At 62.7% G+C, this 19,684-nt stretch carries 20 protein-coding genes; 11 read left to right on the forward strand and 9 right to left on the reverse strand.

The annotated features are described in order from the left end of the window. Nucleotides 1-12 precede the first annotated feature (12 nt). The 4 genes from HFP57_RS03635 to eno form a co-directional block, all read right to left on the reverse strand. Nucleotides 13-1,410 carry a pyruvate dehydrogenase complex E1 component subunit beta gene (locus tag HFP57_RS03635; protein ID WP_176868522.1) on the reverse strand — a complete coding sequence of 466 codons (1,398 nt, stop codon included), beginning with the start codon at nucleotides 1,408-1,410 and terminating at the stop codon, nucleotides 13-15. Beyond that, nucleotides 1,410-2,504, reverse strand: a complete 1,095-nt coding sequence (gene pdhA, locus HFP57_RS03640; RefSeq protein WP_176868523.1) for a pyruvate dehydrogenase (acetyl-transferring) E1 component subunit alpha — start codon at nucleotides 2,502-2,504, stop codon at nucleotides 1,410-1,412. Before pdhA ends, HFP57_RS03635 begins: the two co-directional genes overlap by 1 nt. 82 nt (nucleotides 2,505-2,586) lie before the next feature. Beyond that, nucleotides 2,587-2,898, reverse strand: coding sequence for an FtsB family cell division protein (locus tag HFP57_RS03645; protein WP_176868524.1), 312 nt, complete (start codon nucleotides 2,896-2,898; stop codon nucleotides 2,587-2,589). A 95-nt stretch (nucleotides 2,899-2,993) separates the two neighbouring features. Then, nucleotides 2,994-4,271: a phosphopyruvate hydratase gene (gene eno, locus HFP57_RS03650; protein ID WP_176868525.1), complete on the reverse strand. Its 1,278-nt coding sequence runs from the start codon at nucleotides 4,269-4,271 to the stop codon at nucleotides 2,994-2,996. A 154-nt stretch (nucleotides 4,272-4,425) separates the two neighbouring features. On the opposite strand from eno, the gene HFP57_RS03655 reads away from it, so the two are divergent. The 6 genes from HFP57_RS03655 to HFP57_RS03680 all read left to right on the forward strand — a co-directional run bounded on the left by HFP57_RS03655 (nucleotide 4,426) and on the right by HFP57_RS03680 (nucleotide 7,264). Continuing rightward, nucleotides 4,426-4,887, forward strand: a complete 462-nt coding sequence (locus HFP57_RS03655; protein ID WP_176868526.1) for a dehydroquinate synthase/iron-containing alcohol dehydrogenase family protein — start codon at nucleotides 4,426-4,428, stop codon at nucleotides 4,885-4,887. Continuing rightward, nucleotides 4,884-5,306, forward strand: coding sequence for a phage holin family protein (locus HFP57_RS03660; protein ID WP_176868527.1), 423 nt, complete (start codon nucleotides 4,884-4,886; stop codon nucleotides 5,304-5,306). The genes HFP57_RS03655 and HFP57_RS03660 overlap by 4 nt, the downstream gene beginning before the upstream one ends. Beyond that, a complete protein-coding gene (locus tag HFP57_RS03665; RefSeq protein ID WP_176868528.1) occupies nucleotides 5,303-5,692 on the forward strand; it encodes a hypothetical protein in 390 nt (129 codons plus the stop codon). Before HFP57_RS03660 ends, HFP57_RS03665 begins: the two co-directional genes overlap by 4 nt. Before the next feature lie 2 nt (nucleotides 5,693-5,694). Next, nucleotides 5,695-6,165, forward strand: a complete 471-nt coding sequence (locus HFP57_RS03670; RefSeq protein WP_176868529.1) for a DUF883 family protein — start codon at nucleotides 5,695-5,697, stop codon at nucleotides 6,163-6,165. Between the two features lie 92 nt (nucleotides 6,166-6,257). Further along, the gene (locus tag HFP57_RS03675) at nucleotides 6,258-6,863 is read left to right on the forward strand and encodes an MlaC/ttg2D family ABC transporter substrate-binding protein (protein WP_176868530.1); all 606 of its coding nucleotides are present in this window, start codon (nucleotides 6,258-6,260) and stop codon (nucleotides 6,861-6,863) included. 164 nt (nucleotides 6,864-7,027) lie between these two features. Next, nucleotides 7,028-7,264 (forward strand): DUF4170 domain-containing protein, encoded by a 237-nt coding sequence (locus tag HFP57_RS03680; RefSeq protein WP_176868531.1) that lies wholly within the window; start codon nucleotides 7,028-7,030, stop codon nucleotides 7,262-7,264. A 9-nt stretch (nucleotides 7,265-7,273) separates the two neighbouring features. On the opposite strand, the gene HFP57_RS03685 is transcribed toward HFP57_RS03680, so the two are convergent. The 4 genes from HFP57_RS03685 to carB all read right to left on the reverse strand — a co-directional run bounded on the left by HFP57_RS03685 (nucleotide 7,274) and on the right by carB (nucleotide 12,309). After that, nucleotides 7,274-7,744: a GFA family protein gene (locus HFP57_RS03685; protein WP_176868532.1), complete on the reverse strand. Its 471-nt coding sequence runs from the start codon at nucleotides 7,742-7,744 to the stop codon at nucleotides 7,274-7,276. Then, nucleotides 7,737-8,363: a rhomboid family intramembrane serine protease gene (locus tag HFP57_RS03690; protein ID WP_176868533.1), complete on the reverse strand. Its 627-nt coding sequence runs from the start codon at nucleotides 8,361-8,363 to the stop codon at nucleotides 7,737-7,739. The genes HFP57_RS03685 and HFP57_RS03690 overlap by 8 nt, the downstream gene beginning before the upstream one ends. Nucleotides 8,364-8,388: 25 nt before the next feature. Next, nucleotides 8,389-8,868, reverse strand: a complete 480-nt coding sequence (gene greA / locus HFP57_RS03695; RefSeq protein WP_176868534.1) for a transcription elongation factor GreA — start codon at nucleotides 8,866-8,868, stop codon at nucleotides 8,389-8,391. A gap of 78 nt (nucleotides 8,869-8,946) precedes the next feature. Beyond that, complete coding sequence (gene carB / locus HFP57_RS03700; protein WP_176868535.1) at nucleotides 8,947-12,309, reverse strand: carbamoyl-phosphate synthase large subunit; 3,363 nt, start codon at nucleotides 12,307-12,309, stop codon at nucleotides 8,947-8,949. 61 nt (nucleotides 12,310-12,370) lie between these two features. Between carB and HFP57_RS03705 the strand changes: the two genes are divergently transcribed. Continuing rightward, nucleotides 12,371-12,721: an endonuclease domain-containing protein gene (locus HFP57_RS03705; RefSeq protein WP_176868536.1), complete on the forward strand. Its 351-nt coding sequence runs from the start codon at nucleotides 12,371-12,373 to the stop codon at nucleotides 12,719-12,721. A gap of 298 nt (nucleotides 12,722-13,019) precedes the next feature. On the opposite strand, the gene carA is transcribed toward HFP57_RS03705, so the two are convergent. Then, nucleotides 13,020-14,237: a glutamine-hydrolyzing carbamoyl-phosphate synthase small subunit gene (gene carA, locus HFP57_RS03710; protein WP_176868537.1), complete on the reverse strand. Its 1,218-nt coding sequence runs from the start codon at nucleotides 14,235-14,237 to the stop codon at nucleotides 13,020-13,022. Nucleotides 14,238-14,471: 234 nt separating this feature from the next. Here carA and HFP57_RS03715 point away from each other — a divergent pair, with 234 nt between their 5' ends. The 4 genes from HFP57_RS03715 (at nucleotide 14,472) to rpoD (ending at nucleotide 19,639) form a co-directional block, all read left to right on the forward strand. Further along, a complete protein-coding gene (locus HFP57_RS03715; protein WP_176868538.1) occupies nucleotides 14,472-14,930 on the forward strand; it encodes a GatB/YqeY domain-containing protein in 459 nt (152 codons plus the stop codon). 79 nt (nucleotides 14,931-15,009) lie between these two features. Continuing rightward, nucleotides 15,010-15,711: a hypothetical protein gene (locus HFP57_RS03720; RefSeq protein WP_176868539.1), complete on the forward strand. Its 702-nt coding sequence runs from the start codon at nucleotides 15,010-15,012 to the stop codon at nucleotides 15,709-15,711. Between the two features lie 59 nt (nucleotides 15,712-15,770). After that, a complete protein-coding gene (gene dnaG, locus HFP57_RS03725; RefSeq protein WP_176868540.1) occupies nucleotides 15,771-17,594 on the forward strand; it encodes a DNA primase in 1,824 nt (607 codons plus the stop codon). Between the two features lie 23 nt (nucleotides 17,595-17,617). After that, nucleotides 17,618-19,639: an RNA polymerase sigma factor RpoD gene (gene rpoD / locus HFP57_RS03730; protein ID WP_176868541.1), complete on the forward strand. Its 2,022-nt coding sequence runs from the start codon at nucleotides 17,618-17,620 to the stop codon at nucleotides 19,637-19,639. The last annotated feature ends 45 nt before the right edge of the window (nucleotides 19,640-19,684 follow it).

The raw sequence follows: 19,684 nt of genomic DNA on the forward strand, positions 1-19,684 counted from the left end.
AGCCCGGGGCGGTTAGCGATAGGACACCGCCTTCGCGGCAGCGACGACCTTGTCGACATCGACAAGCGCCAGCTTTTCGAGATTGGCCGCATAGGGCATCGGCACATCTTCGTTCGTCACCCGGGTGACCGGTGCGTCGAGATCGTCGAAGCCCTTCGCCATGCAGATCGCCGCAATTTCGGAAGCGATCGAGCAGGTCGGCCAGCCTTCCTCGACGACGACCATGCGATTGGTGCGCGACAGGCTTTCGAGCACCGCCGTCTCGTCGAGCGGGCGCAGCGTTCTCAAATCGATCACATCGGCCTCGATACCCTCCTCGGCCAGCTTGTCAGCCGCCTCCAGCGCGATGCCGACACCGATCGAATAGCTGACGATCGATACGTCGTTGCCCGAACGGACGGTCCGCGCCTTGCCGATCGGCAGCGCATAGTCGTCGAGGTCGGGCACCTCGAAACTCTGCCCGTAGAGCAACTCGTTTTCGAGGAATACGACCGGATCGATCGTCCGGATCGCGGATTTGAGCAGGCCCTTGGCGTCGGCCGCCGAATAGGGTGCGATGACGACGAGACCGGGCACGCTTGCATACCAGGGGCCGTAATTCTGGCTGTGCTGCGCGGCGACACGCGATGCCGCGCCGTTGGGACCGCGAAACACGACCGGGCAGCGCATCTGACCGCCCGACATATAGTTGGTCTTGCCGGCCGAATTGACGATATGGTCGATCGCCTGCATCGCGAAATTGAACGTCATGAATTCGACGATCGGCCGCAACCCGCCCATCGCCGCGCCCGTCCCGACGCCGGCAAAGCCATATTCGGTGATCGGCGTATCGATCACACGCCTGTCGCCGAACTCTTCGAGCAACCCCTGCGTCACCTTGTAAGCGCCCTGATATTCGGCGACTTCCTCGCCCATCACGAACACCCGGTCGTCGGATCGCATTTCCTCCGCCATCGCATCGCGCAGCGCCTCGCGCACGGTCAGCGTGACCATCTTCGTGCCGTCCGGAATATCGGGATCGGACGCGCGCGCGCCGGCCTCCGGCCGTGCGGGCGGCGCGATATCCTCGTCCGCTGTCTCATCGGGTTCGCTCCTGGCCTCGGCGGGCTGAGGCGCTGCGTCGACGCTCCCCGTGTCGGACGGCGCTTCGACGGCGTCCGCATCCTCGCCTTCCTCGGCCAGAATCGCGATCACCGCACCGACCTGCACCTCGTCGGTGCCCTCCGGCACGAGGATCTTCGCCAGCACGCCCTCGTCGACCGCCTCGAACTCCATCGTCGCCTTGTCGGTCTCGATCTCGGCCATGATGTCGCCGGAAACGATTTCGTCGCCTTCCTTGACCAGCCATTTGGCAAGCGTGCCTTCTTCCATGGTCGGCGACAGGGCCGGCATCTTCAGCTCGATCGCCATCAATACTGCTCCACCAGAACGTCGGTATAGAGCGCATCCGGATCGGGTTCGGGCGAACTTTCGGCAAAGTCCGCGGCTTCCGCCACGATCGCCTTGATCTCCTTGTCGGTCGCCTTCATTTCGTCCGCACTCACCCCGGCCGCTTCCAATTCCTTCTTGATCGCCTCGATCGGATCCGATTTCTCGCGCACCGACTGGACTTCCTCGCGCGACCGGTATTTGGCCGGATCGGACATCGAATGACCCCGGTACCGGTATGTCTTGAGTTCAAGCAGGATCGGCCCCTTTCCGCTCCGGACCCAGTCGAGCGCCACTTCCGCCGCGCCGCGCACCTCGAGCACGTCCATGCCGTTGATCTGCAGGCCCGGAATGCGGAAGCTTTCGCCGCGCCGGTAGAGCTGGTCCTCGGCCGACGAGCGGTTGACGCTCGTGCCCATGGCGTACTGATTGTTCTCGATCACGAAGATGATCGGCAGCTTCCACAGTTCGGCCATATTGAAGGCCTCGTAGACCTGCCCCTGGTTCGCGGCGCCGTCGCCGAAATAGGCGAGGCAAACGCCGCCGTCATCGCGATACTTATGGGCGAAAGCGAGTCCCGTGCCGAGCGGCACCTGGGCCCCCACAATGCCGTGGCCGCCATAAAATCGTTTTTCGACCGAGAACATGTGCATCGACCCGCCCTTGCCCCCGGCATTGCCCGCGGCACGGCCGGTCAACTCCGCCATGATCTCCTTGGGGTCGAGACCATAGGCCAGCATATGGCCATGATCGCGATAGCCGGTGATGACGCTGTCCTTGTCATTGTCGAGTGCCGATTGCAGCCCGATCGCGACCGCCTCCTGTCCGATATAGAGATGGCAGAAACCGCCGATCAGGCCGAGCCCGTACAGCTGGCCCGCCTTTTCCTCGAACCGCCGGATCAGCAGCATCTGCCGGTAATATTCGAGCAGCTGGTCCTTGGACGCCTTGTACCGTTTGGGTTCGGCGGGCCGTTCCCTGTTCGGCTTGGGGGGCGCCGCGGATTTCCGGGCGGCCGGTTTCTTGCTGGAGGATTTGCGCGGAGCGCGTTTGGGTGACGCCGGTGCCTTGGCCAAGAGTAAGGCCTTTCCTGTTGGTGACTTCCGGTTGGGATATGGCCGAGCGGCAGCGATTCCGCAACGTCACCGAAAGGGAAAGTCAGTCGGTGATAACGATATGCTCGTCTTCGCGGACCTGGCCGGTATTCCGCCGGACGAGCTCGTCCGCAAAATCCGGATCGACGCTGTCGGGATCAAGCAGTTCGACGCGATTGGCGAGCCGTTCGCGCTCTTCGTTCAGTTGCGTGAGTTCGACCTGCCGCTGCTCGTGAAGCCGCGCATAGTCGCCCCAGGCAAAAAGCCCGTTCGGACCGAGCAGCGCATAGCCGGCAAAATTGGCGATTACGAGGATCGCCAATGCCGGCGCCGCGGCCGAGCGCAATATGTTGGCGAGGTTTCGCGAACGCGTCATGCCAGCGTTGAATCACAAGCGACTCGTGGATTCAAGGGCGATTCGCGTGATGAGTCCTTTTTGCGACGAACGGAATCGGGCGAACGACGAGCGGTTCAGCCGCGCAAGATGCTGCGTCCCGCATAAGCAGCGGTACCGCCCAACTCCTCCTCGATGCGGATCAGCTGGTTATATTTGGCGAGCCGATCCGAACGGGCAAGGCTGCCCGTCTTGATCTGCCCGCAATTGGTCGCCACGGCGAGATCGGCGATCGTCGCATCCTCGGTTTCGCCCGAGCGATGCGACATCACGGCGGTGTAACTCGCGCGATGCGCCATCTCGACCGCGTCGAGCGTCTCGGTCAACGTGCCGATCTGGTTGACCTTGACGAGCAGCGAATTGGCCAGCCCCTTTTCGATGCCCATGGCCAGGCGCTCGCTATTGGTAACGAACAGATCGTCGCCCACGAGCTGGACCGTGTCTCCCACTGCATCGGTCAGCGCTTTCCAGCCCTCGAAATCGTCCTCGGCCATGCCGTCCTCGATCGACAGGATCGGGTATTTTTTTGAAAGATCAGCGAGGTAGCCCGCCATTTCAACCGGCGAGAGCGTCTTCCCCTCCCCGGCCATCACATAGTTTCCATTCTCGAAAAATTCAGTCGCGGCGCAATCGAGCGCCAGCATCACATTATCGCCGGGCGCATACCCCGCCTTCTCGACCGCGCTCAGGATGAAGTCGAGCGCGTCGGTCGTCGATCCGATATTGGGCGCGAATCCGCCCTCGTCGCCGACCGCCGTACTGTGCCCGGCGTCGTGCAGCTCTTTCTTGAGCGTGTGGAAGATTTCCGCGCCCCAGCGCACGGCTTCGGCTAGGCTGTCCGCACCCACCGGCATGACCATGAATTCCTGAAAATCGATCGGGTTGTCGGCATGCTCGCCACCATTGACGATGTTCATCATCGGCACCGGCAAGGTCGCGGCCGAGGTGCCTCCCACATAACGGTAAAGCGGCAGGCCGCGCGCTTCCGCGGCAGCCTTGGCGACCGCAAGACTGACACCGAGAATGGCATTGGCGCCGAGTTTCGATTTGTTCGGTGTGCCGTCGAGATCGATCATCGCATGGTCGATGGCGAGCTGCTCTTCGGCATCGGCATCGCGCAGCATTTCGGCGATCTCGCCATTCACCGCGGCCACCGCCTTCAACACGCCCTTGCCGAGATAGCGATCCTCGTCTCCGTCGCGCTTTTCATTGGCCTCGTAAGCGCCGGTCGATGCGCCGGACGGCACGGCCGCGCGACCGAAGCTGCCATCCTCAAGGGCGACATCGACTTCGACGGTCGGATTGCCGCGGCTGTCGAGGATTTCGCGGGCGCGGATATCGGCTATGGCAGTCATCGGAAAAACCTTTTCGATTACGGGCTATTTACCGCGCTGCTCTATCCATGCTGCGCCCGCGAAGCAAATGCTGTAAACTGGAGAAAAGCACGGAACATGATTGCGTTTCGTGCGCTTGATACACAGATAGAAGTTTCGTTACGGAGGAAGAATGATGGCGAGCAAGAAATCCGATCTGCCCGAGGGCACCGATACGGTTATCGACGTTCCGGCGGACGAGGCCGAGAAGGGTACCGTCACCAAGGCCAAGGAGCGTATCAAGGACGAAGCGAGCAACCTCAAGACGCAGGCGACCCAACAGGCGCGCGAATATGCGACGCAGGGCAAGGACAAGGCGACCGGCGCGATCCGGGACGTGTCGGCCGCGATGGACGACGCCGCCAAATCGGTCGATGAGCGTCTCGGCGAGAGCTACGGCGAATATGCACGCATGGCCGCCGGCGCCGTTTCGACTTTTGCCGAAAAGCTCGAGGGCAAGGAAGTCGAGGATATGCTGCGCGATGCGGAGAATTTCGTGCGCCGCAGCCCGGTCGTCGCAATCGGTATCGCCGCGGTCGCCGGATTCGCGATCGCGCGGCTCGTGAAATCGGGTCTCGGGGAACGGGACGACGCATGAACGGCGACGGTGACGACATCTCCTACCGGCGCATCGTCGCCGGATTGCTAGAAGACGGCGAGCAATTCGCCAAGTCCCGGATAAAACTGTACCGTGCCATCGTCCTGTACCGGGTGTCGCAGGCTCGGAAAGCGGCGGCGCTTATGGTCGTCGCGCTGTTGATCGCCGCGGCCGCGCTCGTCGCGCTGCTGATGGCGCTGGTCATATCCCTGGCGCAACTCGTGGGCCCGCTCCTGTCCGGCATCATTGTTTGCGGAGTCGGTCTGACGATCGCGGCTCTGCTCGCCTATTGGGGCGTCAAGACATTTCCCGATCTCGACGAGAAACTGTTCGATGACGACGAGTTCGACGCCGCTCCGTCATTGGCGGAGCACGAGAAACTGGCGCCGCCTACGGCAGAGGACGGTAAGATATCATGAAAACCGCGGAAGAACGGCTCTACGATGCGCGCCGTGCGGAGCGCGAGGCCCGCGCGAACTGGTTCCAATCGCTCGGCATCGCGCAGGCCCGGTTGGCACCGGACGCGATCGCCAAGGACGCGATCGGCCAGATCAAGGATGGTGCGTCCGGGGCAGTCGACAAGGTAACCGGCGCGGCCCGCAGGCGCCCGGGGACGATCCTCGCCGTCGGCGCGGCGATCGGCCTTGTTCTGTTGCGCAAACCCATAGCGTCGGCGCTACGCGGAAAATTTTCGAAGAAAGAGGCAACCGGAGAGGATTTCCGTTCGTTGCCAGAACAAAGGATAAAAGGGCGTGTGCATGATGATGGATCCGCACCCGTCACCATCGTAACCGAGGAGGTTTGACCATGACAGTCAAGGAAACAGCAAGCAAAGCCGGCGAGACCGTTCGCGAGTCCTACCGCGCGACGCGCGCACGCGCCGAGGACGCCTATGAAACGGCAGCCGCGCGGACCGGCGAGCTGTACGCATCGGCGCGCGACCGCGCGGCGGGCGCCGGACGTCGCACCGCAGACACGGTCGAGAGCAATCCGCTTGCCGCGCTCGTCGGCGGTCTGGGCATCGGCATGCTGATCGGCGCGCTCCTGCCGCGAACGCGGCGCGAAACCGAGCTGCTCGGCCCCTATGGCAGCGAGATCACCGGCCGCGCCCGCGAAGCGGCGGAAGCCGCCAAGACAGTCGGCCAGGAGAAACTCGACGAACTCGGTTTCGTGAAGGACACGGCGCGCGAAACCGCGAAGAAAGTCATGGACGAGGCCAAGGCGGCCGCCAGCGAAGCGAGCAGCGCCGCCGCCCGCAAGGCGCGCGGCGAAGACTGACTGTCTGCCGGGTAACGAACAGTTCAATCCCGGTTCAGCCGGGACAGGCTAAAACTCATAATCAACTGCAATAACAGGGTTTTGAGACGATTATGACACGCTTCCCCAAGATTTTCCTCGCCAGTGCAATGGCTACCGCCGCCGTGGCCGCGCCGGCGATTATTACGACGCCGGCCCATGCCGCGGTCAGCCAGGCCAATCCCTCGGCCTTCGTCGAAAGCCTTGCTGCGGACGGGCTCGGCGCTCTGCGCACCGGCAGCGTGGCCGAACGCCGCAGCCGTTTCCGCTCGCTGCTAGGCGAGCATTTCGCGGTCAACCAGATCGGCGACCGGCTGATCCGCCGCTGGCGCGACGATATCAGCGCGAGCCAGTACAGCGCCTATCAGCGCGCACTGCCCGGCTTCATCCTCGGCACCTATGCCGACCGGTTGTCGTCCTATGCGCGCGCCGAAGTGGAGGTAACGAACGCGACTCAGCGCGGCAGCACCTATCTCGTGCAGACGCGGATCACCAACCCGGGGCAGCGACCCGTCTCGGCGATCTGGTACCTGACTCGCACGAACGGCAGCTACAAGGTCTACAATATGCGCGTGGCGGGCATTAACCTGACGCTGAACCAGGCACAGGATTTCGACAGCTATATCCAGCGCAACGGCTTCGACCGGCTCGTCCGTTTCATGGAAAGCCGCAGCGCGTAATCTGCATTGATGTGCGCGGCACCGGCCCGTTCCCCCTCCCGGCCTCCCAATAGTTTTAGCCTGTCGGAGGCCGGGAGGGGGAACGGGCAGGTGCCGTATTTGCGAACGCGAAATTCTTCATCTTCGGTGGCAATATCGCCGCCTTTCGATTAAGGGGCGCGGCCATGAGCGAAAACAAACTTCATCTCGTGTTCGGCGGCCGGGTTTCCGACCCGCGCACGCTCGATTTCAACGATTTCAACTCCATGGATCTGGTCGGCATCTATCCGAATTACGAGGACGCCGAGGACGCTTGGCGTTCCAAGGCGCAGGCGACCGTCGACGATGCCGAAATGAAATATGTCGTCGTGCACCTGCACCGGCTGCTCGAACCCGAGATCATCGAACCGGCCAAGAAATAGGCCCCTGCCCTAGCTGAAAATCGCGCCCAGGATCGGGCGCATGGCGGCCAGCTGGCTGACCAGCGGACCGCTGCGCTTGGGCAACGTGTCGTCGATATCCGCGCTGCGCGTCCCGTAATGGATATGCATGGACGACGGCGGCAACGCCGCTGCATCGTCGAAATTCTTTGCCGCGATGAAAGCGAGCCGCGGCGATAGCGGCATATCGGCCAACGCGACCACCGGCTTGCCGCAATTTGTGCAGATGCCCCGCTCGATAGCGGGCGGCGATTTGTAGCGTGCAAAGGCGATCGCCTCCGGCGTTTCGATCGCGACCCTGTCGGCACGGATCACCGTGACATCGGCAAAGGGCGCGCGATAGACGGTCTGGCAGACCGTGCAGTGACAGAAAAAGCGATGGCGGGGCAGCGCGGTCAGGGTCAGCCGGGCGGCTCCGCAGGAGCAGGATGCGGGGAAAACGCGGCCCGCCGCCTCAGGCATCCCGATAGTGCCACATCAGCAGCGGCCGGGCCATCGCCAGCCCGACGCCGAAACCGAAGATGTGCGCCATGATCGCCACCGGTGCGGGCGATCCGTAGGTCGTCAGCCCGATCAGCAGCTGGATCACGATCCATGCGGCGGCGAGCGAGGCGACATGCCGCCATCCGCCCACGCCGTTGCGCGGTTTCGAATAGAGCAGCGCATAGGCCCCGATGATCGCGGACACCGCGCCGCTGGCGCCGATCATCGGGCCCGCGCTCTCGGTATTGAACAGGAAATGGCCGAGCGCCGCCACATAGGCGCCGATGACATAGAGCGCGATCAGCCCGCGTCCGCCCAGTGCCTGTTCGACGCCCCGGCCGCAGATGAACATCAGCAGCATGTTGAAGGCGAGATGCATGGCGTCCGCATGCAGCAACGTCGCGGAAAGCGGTGTCAGGATGGCGGGCAGCGCGCCCGGGATCGTGAAGCCCTCGTCGAAGCGCAGCGGGATGAATCCGCCAAAGCCATAGGCCCAGCGTTCCAGCCCGAGCGCCATCACCAGCAGCCAGCAGGCCGCCGTGACGAGAATGATCCGGGTCGTCAGCGTCGATTGGGCGAGGCGCGTCTGCCAGTCCATGAAGCCGCTCCCCTGCCCTCTCGCCTTAAACGAACTCGATCTTTTCGATCAGGAAATATTTGTCGCCGGCCGGGACGGTGAACTCGACCTCGTCGCCCTTGCTGCGGCCGATCAGCGCCCGCGCCAGCGGCGAGCTGTATGAAATCTTGCCGGAATTCGCGTCCGCCTCGATCTCGCCGACAATCTGATATTTGAGCGGCTTGTCGTCCTCGTCGAGCAGATGGACGGTCGCACCGAACACGACCTTGTCGCCCGAAAGCTCTTTCGGGTCGATAACCTGGGCGCGGGTCAGCCGGTCTTCATAATCGGCAATCGTCGCCTCGATCTGGCCCTGGCGTTCCTTGGCCGCGTGATATTCCGCGTTTTCCGAGAGATCGCCATGCGCGCGCGCTTCCTCGATCGCGTCGATCACGTCGGGGCGTTCCACCTCTTTGAGGCGCTTCACCTCGGCATTCAGCTTCTCATAGCCTTCCAGCAACATCGGCATCTTTTCTATCGTCGCCATTGCCTTACCTTTCGTCAAAAATCTGCCGTGCAGCGGCCCGTCCGGGTCCGCCTGCTGTTTCCGCACAAATTGTCGGGATTAGCTTTCGGCAGTTGAATAATAGGCCTGTAGCGGCCGTACTTCAAGCTCCGTTGTGCTCAGCGCCCCAATTGCCCTTACGGCGGCCGCGCTTGCGGGCGCCGTCGTGAAATAGGGGATCCTGTTCGAAACCGCCGATTTGCGGATCGAGGCGCTGTCTTTCAGCGACTGCCAGCCCTCGGTCGTGTTGAAGATCAGGTCGATATCCCCGTCGACGATCGCATCGACGATATGGGGGCGGCCCTGCGCGACTTTGTTGATCCGCACCGCCTCGACCCCGTTCTCCTGCAGGAAGTCCGCGGTACCGCCCGTCGCCACGATCGAGAAGCCATAGCCGACGATATCCTTTATCGCGGGCAGGATATGCGCCTTGTCGCTGTCCTTCACCGATACGAAGACACAGCCTTCGCTCGGCAGGGTCGTGCCGCCCGCGAGCTGGGACTTGGCGAAGGCGGTCGGGAAATCGTCGTCGATGCCCATCACCTCTCCCGTCGATTTCATTTCGGGCGAGAGGACCGGATCGGTGCCCTGGAAGCGGGCGAAGGGGAATACGGCTTCCTTCACCGCGATATGATCGATCGCGCGGTCGATTTTCGGCAGGTCGGCGAGTTTTTCGCCCGCCATGACCCGCGCCGCAATCTTGGCGACCGGATGACCGATCGCCTTCGCGACGAACGGCACGGTGCGGCTGGCGCGCGGATTGACTTCGATGAGATAGACATTTTGTCCTTCTGGGCCATCCTTCACCGCGAACTGGATGTTCATCAGGCCCCGCACCTTGAGCGCAATCGCCAGCGCCTCGGTCTGCCGCTCGATCTCGGCAATGATAGCGTCGGGCAGGCTGTAGGGCGGGATCGAACAGGCGCTGTCGCCCGAATGGACGCCAGCCTCCTCGATATGCTGGAGTACGCCGGCGACGATCACGTCCTCGCCATCGGATATCGCATCGACATCCACCTCGATCGCGTCACGCAGATACTGGTCGATCAGGACCGGGCTGTCGCCCGACACCTGCACGGCCGTCTGGATATAATCCTCCAGCTGCGCATCGCTGTCGACGATCTCCATCGCCCGGCCGCCGAGCACATAGCTGGGCCGCATCAGCACCGGATAGCCGATGCGCTGCGCCACCGCGAGCGCCTCTTCGCCGCTGCGCGCGATGCCGTTTTCGGGCTGCTTCAGATCGAGCTCGGCGACGAGATCGGCAAAGCGTTCGCGATCCTCGGCATGGTCGATGGCATCGGGCGAGGTGCCGAGAATCGGAATGCCCGCCTCTTCGAGCGCCTTGGCGAGGTTGAGCGGCGTCTGCCCGCCGAACTGGACGATCACGCCCGCCAACTCGCCGGATTGTTGTTCGATGTGCAGGATCTCGAGCACGTCCTCGGCGGTCAGCGGTTCGAAATAGAGCCGGTCCGACGTATCGTAATCGGTCGACACCGTTTCCGGGTTGCAGTTGATCATGATCGTCTCGAAGCCCTGCTCCTCGAGCGCAAAACAGGCGTGACAGCAGCAATAGTCGAACTCGATCCCCTGCCCGATCCGGTTCGGCCCGCCGCCCAGGATCACGACCTTCTTGCGGTCGGAGGGCTGCGCCTCGCATTCGGGCTCGCCGAAGCTCGGCGCCTCATAGGTCGAATACATGTAGGGCGTCTTCGCCTCGAACTCGGCGGCGCAGGTGTCGATCCGCTTGAAGACCGGTCGCACGCTGAGCTTGTGGCGCAACTCGCGCACCTGCTCCTCGGTCACGCCGCCCGCCATCGCCTGGAGCGCCTCGCCGATCAGGCCGGGGCTGTACGCGGCCTTCTCCATCCCTTCGCGGATGTGCGTCGAGGCCAGCGCCAGCCGCGCGAGCCGGTTGTCGGAAAAGCCCATGGCCTTCAGTTTGCGCAGGCCAGACGCATCGTTGGGCAGGCCGTTTTCGATGACGCCCTTTTCCGCCTCGACGATCTCGGACAGCCGTTCGAGGAACCAGGGATCATATTTGGTGATCGCATGGACTTCCTCGACGCTCAGTCCTTCCCGCAATGCCTGTGCCGTCACCAGCAACCGCTCGGGCGACACTTCGGAGAGAGCCGCCTCGATCCGCGGCTTGGGCGCACCGACCAGCTCGTCGACCCAGTTGAGACCGACCAGCCCCGTCTCCAGCCCGCGCAGCGCCTTTTGCAGGCTCTCTGTGAAGCTGCGGCCGATCGCCATGACCTCGCCGACCGATTTCATCGCCGTGCCCAACACCGGTTCCGCGCCCTTGAATTTCTCGAAGGCGAAGCGCGGGATCTTGGTTACGACATAGTCGATGGTTGGCTCGAAACTCGCAGGCGTGACGCCGGTGATATCGTTGTCGATCTCGTCGAGCGTGTAACCGACCGCGAGTTTCGCGGCGACCTTGGCAATGGGAAAGCCGGTTGCTTTAGAGGCCAGCGCCGACGAGCGCGACACGCGCGGGTTCATCTCGATCACCACCAAGCGTCCGTCTGCCGGATTCACCGCGAACTGAACGTTCGACCCGCCCGTCTCGACGCCGATCTCGCGCAGGCAAGCGATGCTCGCATTGCGCATGATCTGATACTCTTTATCCGTCAGCGTCAGCGCGGGCGCGATGGTGATGCTATCGCCCGTATGCACGCCCATCGGATCGACATTCTCGATCGAGCAGATGATGATGGCATTGTCGTTCCTGTCGCGAACGACCTCCATCTCATATTCCTTCCACCCCAGCACCGATTCCTCGATCAGCACTTCGGTGGTCGGGCTGGCGGAAAGGCCGCCGCGAACGATCTCCTCGAACTCCTCGCGATTATAGGCGATCCCGCCGCCCGTGCCGCCCATGGTGAAGCTCGGCCGGATGATCGTCGGCAGCCCGACAAACTCCAGCCCCTCCAGCGCCTCGTCCATATTGTGCGCGATCAGCGAGCGCGGGCTTTCCAACCCGATCTTCGACATCGCCTCGCGGAAGCGCAGCCGATCCTCGGCCTTGTCGATCGCATCGGCATCCGCCCCGATCAGCTCGACGCCGAACTTTTCGAGCGTGCCATCTTCGTGCAGTGCCAGCGCCGTGTTGAGCCCCGTCTGCCCGCCCATCGTCGGCAGCAGGGCGAGCACATCGTCCGGCCGCTCCGCGCGCTCCTTAGCAATAATCTTGGCGACGATGGCTGGCGTGATCGGCTCGACATAGGTTGCGTCCGCCAGCTCCGGATCGGTCATGATCGTCGCCGGGTTGGAGTTGACGAGGATGATCCGATAGCCCTCTTCCTTGAGCGCCTTCACGGCCTGCGTCCCCGAATAATCGAACTCGCATGCCTGGCCGATGATTATGGGACCGGCGCCGATGATAAGGATGGAAGAGATGTCAGTGCGTTTAGGCATGGGTGGTTTCTTGCTCTGTGGCCCTCGCCCCCTTTAGGGGGAGAGGGTTGGGAGAGGGGGCATGACGAAACGGCATCCGGTCACACGACAGCGCGCCAAGGAACTGCGCACCAAAATGACGCCACCGGAACGCGCTTTGTGGTCGGTGCTCCGTGGCAACCGGCTCGGCACCAAATTCCAGCGGCAGGTCGTGCTTCCGCCCTATATCGTAGACTTCGCTTCGCGTTCGGAAAAGCTCGCCATCGAAGTGGACGGCGAAAGTCATACAGGACATGAAGTTGAAGATGCCGCGCGAACCGAAGCTCTCGAAGCCCGAGGCTATCGGGTCCTGCGCTTCACGAACAATGAAGTTCTCAACAACATTGAAGGCGTGATTCGCGTCATCCTGATAACTTTGAGAAGAGACGGCTAAGCCCCCCTCTCCCCAACCCTCTCCCCCTAAAGGGGGTGAGGGAGCAGGTACTGCATCGCTAAAGTAGATGGAGGAGATGTTGGTGCAGCGAGACATTATAAAACTATCACTGAAATTATCGCTACTAGGATGCCAACCGCTGTCAGTATCGCGCTCCATTTCGTCCAGTTTATCTGGCTCTCTGGTTTCGCAGCCGGAACAACAATTCGATATCGATGGGAGTCCCCGTCTCTTTCCAAATAAGGTCCAACCCTCTTCCATTTGGAAGAAATGAAACTCACTCTTGGGTCGCCGCTAGTCATTGCTGGTCCAACATCCCCACAAACTTCGCGAACAGATAGGCGCTGTCTTGTGGCCCGGGGCTCGCTTCGGGATGATATTGCACGCTGAACGCGGGACGGTCTTCCAGTTCCAGCCCGCACAGGCTGCCGTCGAACAGGCTGACATGCGTCGCCTTCACGCCGTCGGGCAGCGTATCGATATCGACCGCAAAGCCATGGTTCATACTCGTGATCTCGACGCGGCCGTCTTCCAGCCGCTTGACCGGATGGTTGGCGCCGCGATGGCCCTGGTGCATCTTCACCGTCTTCGCGCCCGCCGCGATCCCGAGCATCTGATGGCCGAGGCAGATGCCGAACAGCGGCTTGCCGGTCTCCAGCAGCTGCCTGATCACCGGCACCGCATAGTCTCCCGTCGCCGCCGGATCGCCGGGGCCGTTGGCGAGGAAGATGCCGTCGGGCTCATGGCGCATCACATCGTCAAACGACGCTTCGCCCGGCACCACCGTCACCCGCGCACCGGCATTGACCAGATGGCGCAGGATATTGCGCTTCGCCCCGTAATCGATCGCCACGACATGGGGTCTCTCGACACAGGCTCTCGGCTCCGCTCGATCCTCGTTCGAGATGGGCGGGGGTTCGTCGGCCTGGCCTTCCGCATAGCCTTCGCCGAGCGTCCACAGCCCGTCGCGCCACTCATATTGCTGCGTCGTGCTGACCGTCCTGGCGAGGTCCATGCCTTCCAGCCCCGGCCATTCGGCCGCCTTGGCCTTCAGCGCATCGAGATCGAAGGTGCCGTCCGCGCTATACGCGATCACGCCGTTGGGCGCGCCCTGCGTTCGGATCAGCCGCGTCAGCGCCCGCGTATCGACGCCCGACAGCCCGATCCGGCCGTTGACCTTCAGCCACTGGTCGTAATGCTGGCTCGATCGGAAATTGCTGGGATCGGTCACATCCTCGCGCACGATACAGCCGAGCGCATGCGGATTGACGGATTCCATATCCTCGGCATTGGTGCCGACATTGCCGATATGCGGAAACGTAAAAGTGATGATCTGCCCGGCATAGCTCGGGTCGGTCATGCTTTCCTGATAGCCGGTCATCGCGGTGTTGAAGCAGACTTCGCCGACGGCATCGCCTTCCGCGCCGAAACCCCGGCCCCAAACGCATGTCCCGTCCGCCAAAACCAATACGCCCGTCGCTCCTTCGGGCGCAGTGTCTGGCTTGGCGTTCGCCATGGTCGGTTGTCCTGTTTCTTCGATTCTGCCGGGCGCGCAAACGGCTGTCAGCTAGGCGCGGCATCGGTCCGGGTCAATGCCTGTTCAAGCGCTTTATCCCCAGCTAGGAATTGCACTCGAAATATTCCATCCATGCTCCTGCGCAGGCAGGAGCCCAGAGCGGCATGCATCGGCGCTTGCGGCCCTGGATTCCTGTCTGCGCGGGAATACGGACTGACATAAAGGAAAAGACCCATGCTCCGCGACGATATCAAGGCCGCCCAGGTGGCGGCGATGAAGGCGAAGGACAGCGCGCGCACGTCTGCGCTGCGCCTCATCCTCTCCAGGGTGAAGGACCGCGATATCGAGCTTCGGACCGAAGGCGGCGCCAAGGACGACGACACGATGATCGTCGAGGTGCTGCAGAAGATGGTCAAACAGCGCCGCGAGTCGATCTCCATGTATGAAAGCGGCGGCCGGCAGGAACTGGCCGATGCCGAAAAGGCCGAAGTTGCGGTTATCGAAGAGTTTCTGCCCGCCATGAAGGACGAAGAAGAAACCGGCGCGATCATCGACGCGATCATCGCCGAACTCGGGGCGCAAGGCCCTCAAGACATGGGCAAAGTTATGGGACAATTGAAGGCGCGCCACGGCGGGGAAATCGACATGGGCAAGGCGAGCGGGCTGGTTAAGGTGCGGTTGACGGGCGGTTAGCGGGTTGACGCGACGGAACTTGCTGCCGACATGCAGTATTCGGTTCCCCCAAGCGGAAACCCAAAAATCAGGATATTCGATGCGTCGCCTTACTCTTTGTTGCCTGTTGCCCCTCGCCCTCGCCGCCTGTGCGGACGGACCCGTCGAAGAACCGGCTGAACCGGTCGAAGATGCGACGCTCAGCGAACCGCAAAACATCATCGCGCCGACCGATTTCGCCTCGCTGACCCTGGGCGGCACGATCCAGGGCCCGCTCGGCCCCGAGGTTGAAGCCTCGCTCGTCGCGCTCGATGCGGCGATCGGCGATATTGCAAGCCGGGTGCAATGTCCGGAAGGCGTGGATCCCTGCAACCCGGACGATGCCGAAGACGGCACGATCTACACCTATGTTCATGAGATACGCCCCGGTTTCGACGGCCCGAACGACGCGCCGTTCGAGATGCCCGAAAATGTCCGGCCGGTCGAAAGCGCGTCGAGCTTCTCCCTCGCCTTCCCCGCGCACGGCTTCACCGGCGTCGCCGGCTATTCGGTGCTCGACGCGGAAAACGTGCTCGCCGAGGGCTTCAACGCCTCGATCAGCTGCGTCGACGACCGGATCATCTGGAGCTTCCCCGAAGAATCGGGCTGGAGCACGGGCGAAACGATCACCTTTTTCTGGCAGTCGACCCAGCCTCCGAGCGGCCCGGACGGGGAATATCGCTTCGTCGCGGACGGTCTCGAGGCCACCGGACCGGGCCCGATGCCGACACCGGGCGGCGAGATCGCCGGCGTGTGCGAGTAATCCCCAGCCGGGCAATTGAATTCCGCGCCATTTCGCGCTAATCGGATTATAATAGGGCCATGTCCCTTTCGCCTGCATTTCTCGACGAACTTCGCATGCGGACGACGCTGTCCAGCGTCATCGGGAAACACACCAAGCTTCAGAAAGCCGGCCGCGAATGGAAGGCCTGCTGCCCGTTCCACAAGGAAAAGACGCCCTCCTTCACCGTCAATGACGAGAAGGGCTTCTATCACTGCTTCGGATGCGGCGCGCATGGCGACGCGATCCGCTTCCTCACCGAAACGCGGGGGCTTCCCTTTATCGATGCGGTGAAGGAACTGGCCGAAGGCGCCGGGATGCAGGTGCCGGCGCCCGATCCCCGGATGCGCGAACGGCAGGAGAAATCGGCCTCGCTGCGCGACGTGATGGAGGCGGCGGCGGACTGGTATGTGGATCAGCTGCACAGCCCCGCCGGGGCCGAAACCCGCGCCTATCTCGAACAGCGCGGTATCACGGCGAAAACGCAACGCGCCTTCGGTCTCGGCTTTGCGCCCGACGCGCGCGGCAAGCTGGAAGAAGCGCTCAAGGAATTCGGGCGCGACAAGCTGATCGAAGCCGGGCTGATCGCGGTGCCCGAAGACAGCGGCCGCTCCCCCTATGACCGGTTTCGCAGTCGGCTCATGTTCCCGATCCGCGATCCGCGCGGTCGGGTGATCGCGTTCAGCGGGCGGATCATCGGCGACGGCAAACCCAAATATCTGAACTCGCCCGACACGCCGCTCTTCGACAAGGGGCGGACGATCTACAATTTCGACCGGGCCTCGCCTGCCGCCCGCGACGCCAAGCGCATCATCGTCGTTGAAGGACAGATGGACGTTATCGCGCTCGACCAAGCCGGGTTCGGCGAGGCGGTCGCGCCGCTCGGCACCGCGCTGACCGAGCATCAACTGGCGATGCTGTGGCGCATCGACGAAGCCCCGATCCTGTGTTTCGACGGAGATGCGGCCGGGCAAAAGGCCGCGGCCCGCGCGATCGACCGCGCACTGCCCGCGATCCAGCCCGAACGCAGCCTCGCCTTCGTCCAGCTGCCGCCCGGGCAGGATCCGGACGATATCATCCGGTCGGGCGGTACCGACGCGTTGCGCGCGCAGTTCGAGGAACCGCTGAGCCTCGATGCGTTCCTGTGGCGCCATGAAGCGGCGAAGATCGATCCGAAAAGCCCCACCGCCCGGGCCAAGCTCAAACGGCGGCTCAACGAACTCGCGGGCGCGATCGGCGATCCCGCGATGCGCGAGGAATTCGGCCGCGATTTCCGCGAGCGTTTCTGGGATGCATTCGGCTGGAAGAAGAAAGAGGTCGATTTCGTCCGCGACGCGCTGGCCGCGACGTCCGGACGCAACCGGCTCCGGGGCCTCGATCTCTATATCCGTGCGATTCTGCTCGGCCTGTCCCGCTATCCGGGCGTGATCCAGTCCCGGGCCGACCAGATCCAGTCGCTCCATATCGGAGAAGGTCTGCTCGCGCGCTGGCGGGACCTGCTCGTCGCGGCGGCTTTTGAGCGGCCCGACCTTGATGAAGACATGATCGAGACCATATTGGCCAGTGCGGAGTTGGAATCGGCGGAAAAGAGGCATTTCTGGCGCGATCTCGGCTTTTCCTTCTTCTATCCGAAGACGGATCCCGAAATTGCGGTCCGCGACCTCGAAGCCGCGATCGATACAATCGCCCGCAGCCAGGAGCTCGACGAAAATCTGGAAGATGTCCGCGCCAATCTCGAGCGGGCATCGGAATCGGAGGATTTCGAAGGGGTCTGGAACAGGGAATCGGAACGCCGCAAGCGGTTGATGGAAGAAAAGCAGCGCTTGCACGATGAGTTGGAAACGTTAGGGGAAGCCGCAGCATAGCGGCGAAAAACACAAGGTTTTACATGGCAAAAGCAAAAACGGCGGCGAAGGACGATACGGACGCACCGGTTATCGATCTCAACCAGGCTTCGATCAAGAAACTGATCACCAAGGCGAAGAAGCGCGGCTATCTGACCTATGACGAGCTGAACGAGGCGCTGCCCCAGGACCAGATGGCGTCCGAGCAGATCGAGGACGTGATGTCGGCGCTGTCCGAAATGGGCGTCAACATCGTCGAGAACGAGGATGTCGGCGAGGAAGAGGCCGCCGAAGCCAAGTCCGCGCCCAAGGCGGTGGACGGCGACGAAAAGAAGGTCGTCGAGGCCCCGGCGAAGAAAACGACCGGCGACCGGACCGACGATCCGGTCCGCATGTATCTGCGCGAGATGGGAGCGGTGGAACTGCTCAGCCGCGAGGGCGAGATCGCGATCGCCAAGCGGATCGAGGCCGGCCGCGACATGATGATCATGGGGCTGTGCGAAAGCCCGATCACCTTCAATGCGATCATCGAATGGTCGGACGCGCTGAACGACGAGGAAATGCAGCTGCGCGAGATTCTCGATCTCGAGGCGATGCTGACCAAGGGGCCCTCGCTCGAAGATGTCGAGAATGACGACGACAGCGGCGAGATTTCCGAAAAAACGGCGGGCGTGTCGATCAAGGAAGATGACGACGAGTTCGACGATGACGGGGATGAGGACAGCGACGGCGATGATGGCGATGAGGACGAGGATCCCGTCGCCAAGCGCCGCCGCGAGGAAGATGAGGACGACGACAACCAGCTGTCGCTCGCCCAGATGGAAGAGGCGCTGAAGCCGGATGCGCTCGACCGCTTCGCCAAGATCACCAAGCTCTACCGGACCTTCTCGAAGATCCAGGAACGCCGGCTGGAGGCGTTGGGTACGACCAAGGATTTCCCGAAGGCCCAGGAAACGCGTTACCAGAATCTGCGCGAAGAGCTGACCGCCGAGGTCGAGAGCGTGCAGTTCCACGCGACCAAGATCGAATATCTGGTCGACCAGCTTTACAGCTACAACCGCAGGCTTACCGCGCTGGGTGGGCAGATGCTGCGGCTGGCCGAGCGCCACAAGGTACCGCGCAAATCCTTCCTCGAAGAATATATGGGCCGCGAACTCGAAGACGGCTGGCTCAAAAAGGTCGCGAAGATCGACGCCAAGTGGAAGAAATTCGCGGACAAGGAAGCCGAAGCGGTCGACCGCATCCGCACCGAAATCTCCGAAATCAGCCAAGCGACGGGCACCTCGCTCAGCGAGTTCCGCCGCATCGTCAACATGGTGCAGAAGGCCGAGCGCGAAGCGCGGATCGCCAAGAAGGAAATGGTCGAGGCGAATCTCCGCCTCGTCATTTCGATCGCCAAGAAATACACCAATCGCGGGCTGCAGTTCCTGGACCTGATCCAGGAGGGCAATATCGGCCTGATGAAGGCGGTCGACAAATTCGAGTATCGCCGGGGCTACAAGTTCAGCACCTATGCGACCTGGTGGATTCGCCAGGCGATCACCCGCTCGATCGCCGATCAGGCGCGCACGATCCGTATCCCGGTCCACATGATCGAGACGATCAACAAGCTCGTGCGGACGAGCCGCCAGTTCCTCCACGAGCAGGGCCGCGAAGCGACGCCGGAGGAGATGGCCGAGCGTCTCTCGATGCCGCTCGAAAAGGTCCGCAAGGTGATGAAGATCGCCAAGGAACCGATCAGCCTCGAAACGCCGATCGGCGACGAGGAGGATTCGCATCTCGGCGATTTCATCGAGGACAAGAATGCGATCATCCCGGTCGACGCGGCGATCCAGTCCAACCTCAAGGAAACCGTCACTCGGGTGCTCGCCAGCCTTACCCCGCGCGAGGAACGCGTGCTGCGCATGCGCTTCGGCATCGGCATGAATACCGATCACACGCTCGAAGAGGTCGGCCAGCAGTTCAGCGTGACGCGTGAGCGGATCAGGCAGATCGAGGCGAAAGCGCTGCGCAAGCTCAAACATCCGAGCCGCAGCCGGAAAATGCGCAGCTTTCTCGACCAGTAGCACGAGCGAAAAACCGGAAATCGGGCTCGCCCGTCCCGCGCGGTC

Origin of the sequence: Parasphingopyxis algicola (assembly GCF_013378075.1) — a bacterium.
In the GTDB taxonomy this organism is placed as follows: Bacteria; Pseudomonadota; Alphaproteobacteria; order Sphingomonadales; family Sphingomonadaceae; genus Parasphingopyxis; species Parasphingopyxis algicola.

Bases quoted from the DNA above. Each gene is read 5' to 3' on its own strand.
- dnaG (WP_176868540.1), top strand. From the start codon at position 15,771: ATGTCCCTTTCGCCTGCATTTCTCGACGAACTTCGCATGCGGACGACG.
- HFP57_RS03720 (WP_176868539.1), top strand. From the start codon at position 15,010: ATGCGTCGCCTTACTCTTTGTTGCCTGTTGCCCCTCGCCCTCGCCGCC.
- HFP57_RS03635 (WP_176868522.1), bottom strand. From the start codon at position 1,410: ATGGCGATCGAGCTGAAGATGCCGGCCCTGTCGCCGACCATGGAAGAA.
- carA (WP_176868537.1), bottom strand. From the start codon at position 14,237: ATGGCGAACGCCAAGCCAGACACTGCGCCCGAAGGAGCGACGGGCGTA.
- HFP57_RS03645 (WP_176868524.1), bottom strand. From the start codon at position 2,898: ATGACGCGTTCGCGAAACCTCGCCAACATATTGCGCTCGGCCGCGGCG.
- HFP57_RS03670 (WP_176868529.1), top strand. From the start codon at position 5,695: ATGACAGTCAAGGAAACAGCAAGCAAAGCCGGCGAGACCGTTCGCGAG.
- HFP57_RS03665 (WP_176868528.1), top strand. From the start codon at position 5,303: ATGAAAACCGCGGAAGAACGGCTCTACGATGCGCGCCGTGCGGAGCGC.
- HFP57_RS03655 (WP_176868526.1), top strand. From the start codon at position 4,426: ATGGCGAGCAAGAAATCCGATCTGCCCGAGGGCACCGATACGGTTATC.
- greA (WP_176868534.1), bottom strand. From the start codon at position 8,868: ATGGCGACGATAGAAAAGATGCCGATGTTGCTGGAAGGCTATGAGAAG.
- HFP57_RS03690 (WP_176868533.1), bottom strand. From the start codon at position 8,363: ATGGACTGGCAGACGCGCCTCGCCCAATCGACGCTGACGACCCGGATC.
- eno (WP_176868525.1), bottom strand. From the start codon at position 4,271: ATGACTGCCATAGCCGATATCCGCGCCCGCGAAATCCTCGACAGCCGC.
- carB (WP_176868535.1), bottom strand. From the start codon at position 12,309: ATGCCTAAACGCACTGACATCTCTTCCATCCTTATCATCGGCGCCGGT.
- HFP57_RS03660 (WP_176868527.1), top strand. From the start codon at position 4,884: ATGAACGGCGACGGTGACGACATCTCCTACCGGCGCATCGTCGCCGGA.
- HFP57_RS03715 (WP_176868538.1), top strand. From the start codon at position 14,472: ATGCTCCGCGACGATATCAAGGCCGCCCAGGTGGCGGCGATGAAGGCG.
- HFP57_RS03680 (WP_176868531.1), top strand. From the start codon at position 7,028: ATGAGCGAAAACAAACTTCATCTCGTGTTCGGCGGCCGGGTTTCCGAC.
- HFP57_RS03705 (WP_176868536.1), top strand. From the start codon at position 12,371: ATGACGAAACGGCATCCGGTCACACGACAGCGCGCCAAGGAACTGCGC.
- HFP57_RS03675 (WP_176868530.1), top strand. From the start codon at position 6,258: ATGACACGCTTCCCCAAGATTTTCCTCGCCAGTGCAATGGCTACCGCC.
- rpoD (WP_176868541.1), top strand. From the start codon at position 17,618: ATGGCAAAAGCAAAAACGGCGGCGAAGGACGATACGGACGCACCGGTT.
- HFP57_RS03685 (WP_176868532.1), bottom strand. From the start codon at position 7,744: ATGCCTGAGGCGGCGGGCCGCGTTTTCCCCGCATCCTGCTCCTGCGGA.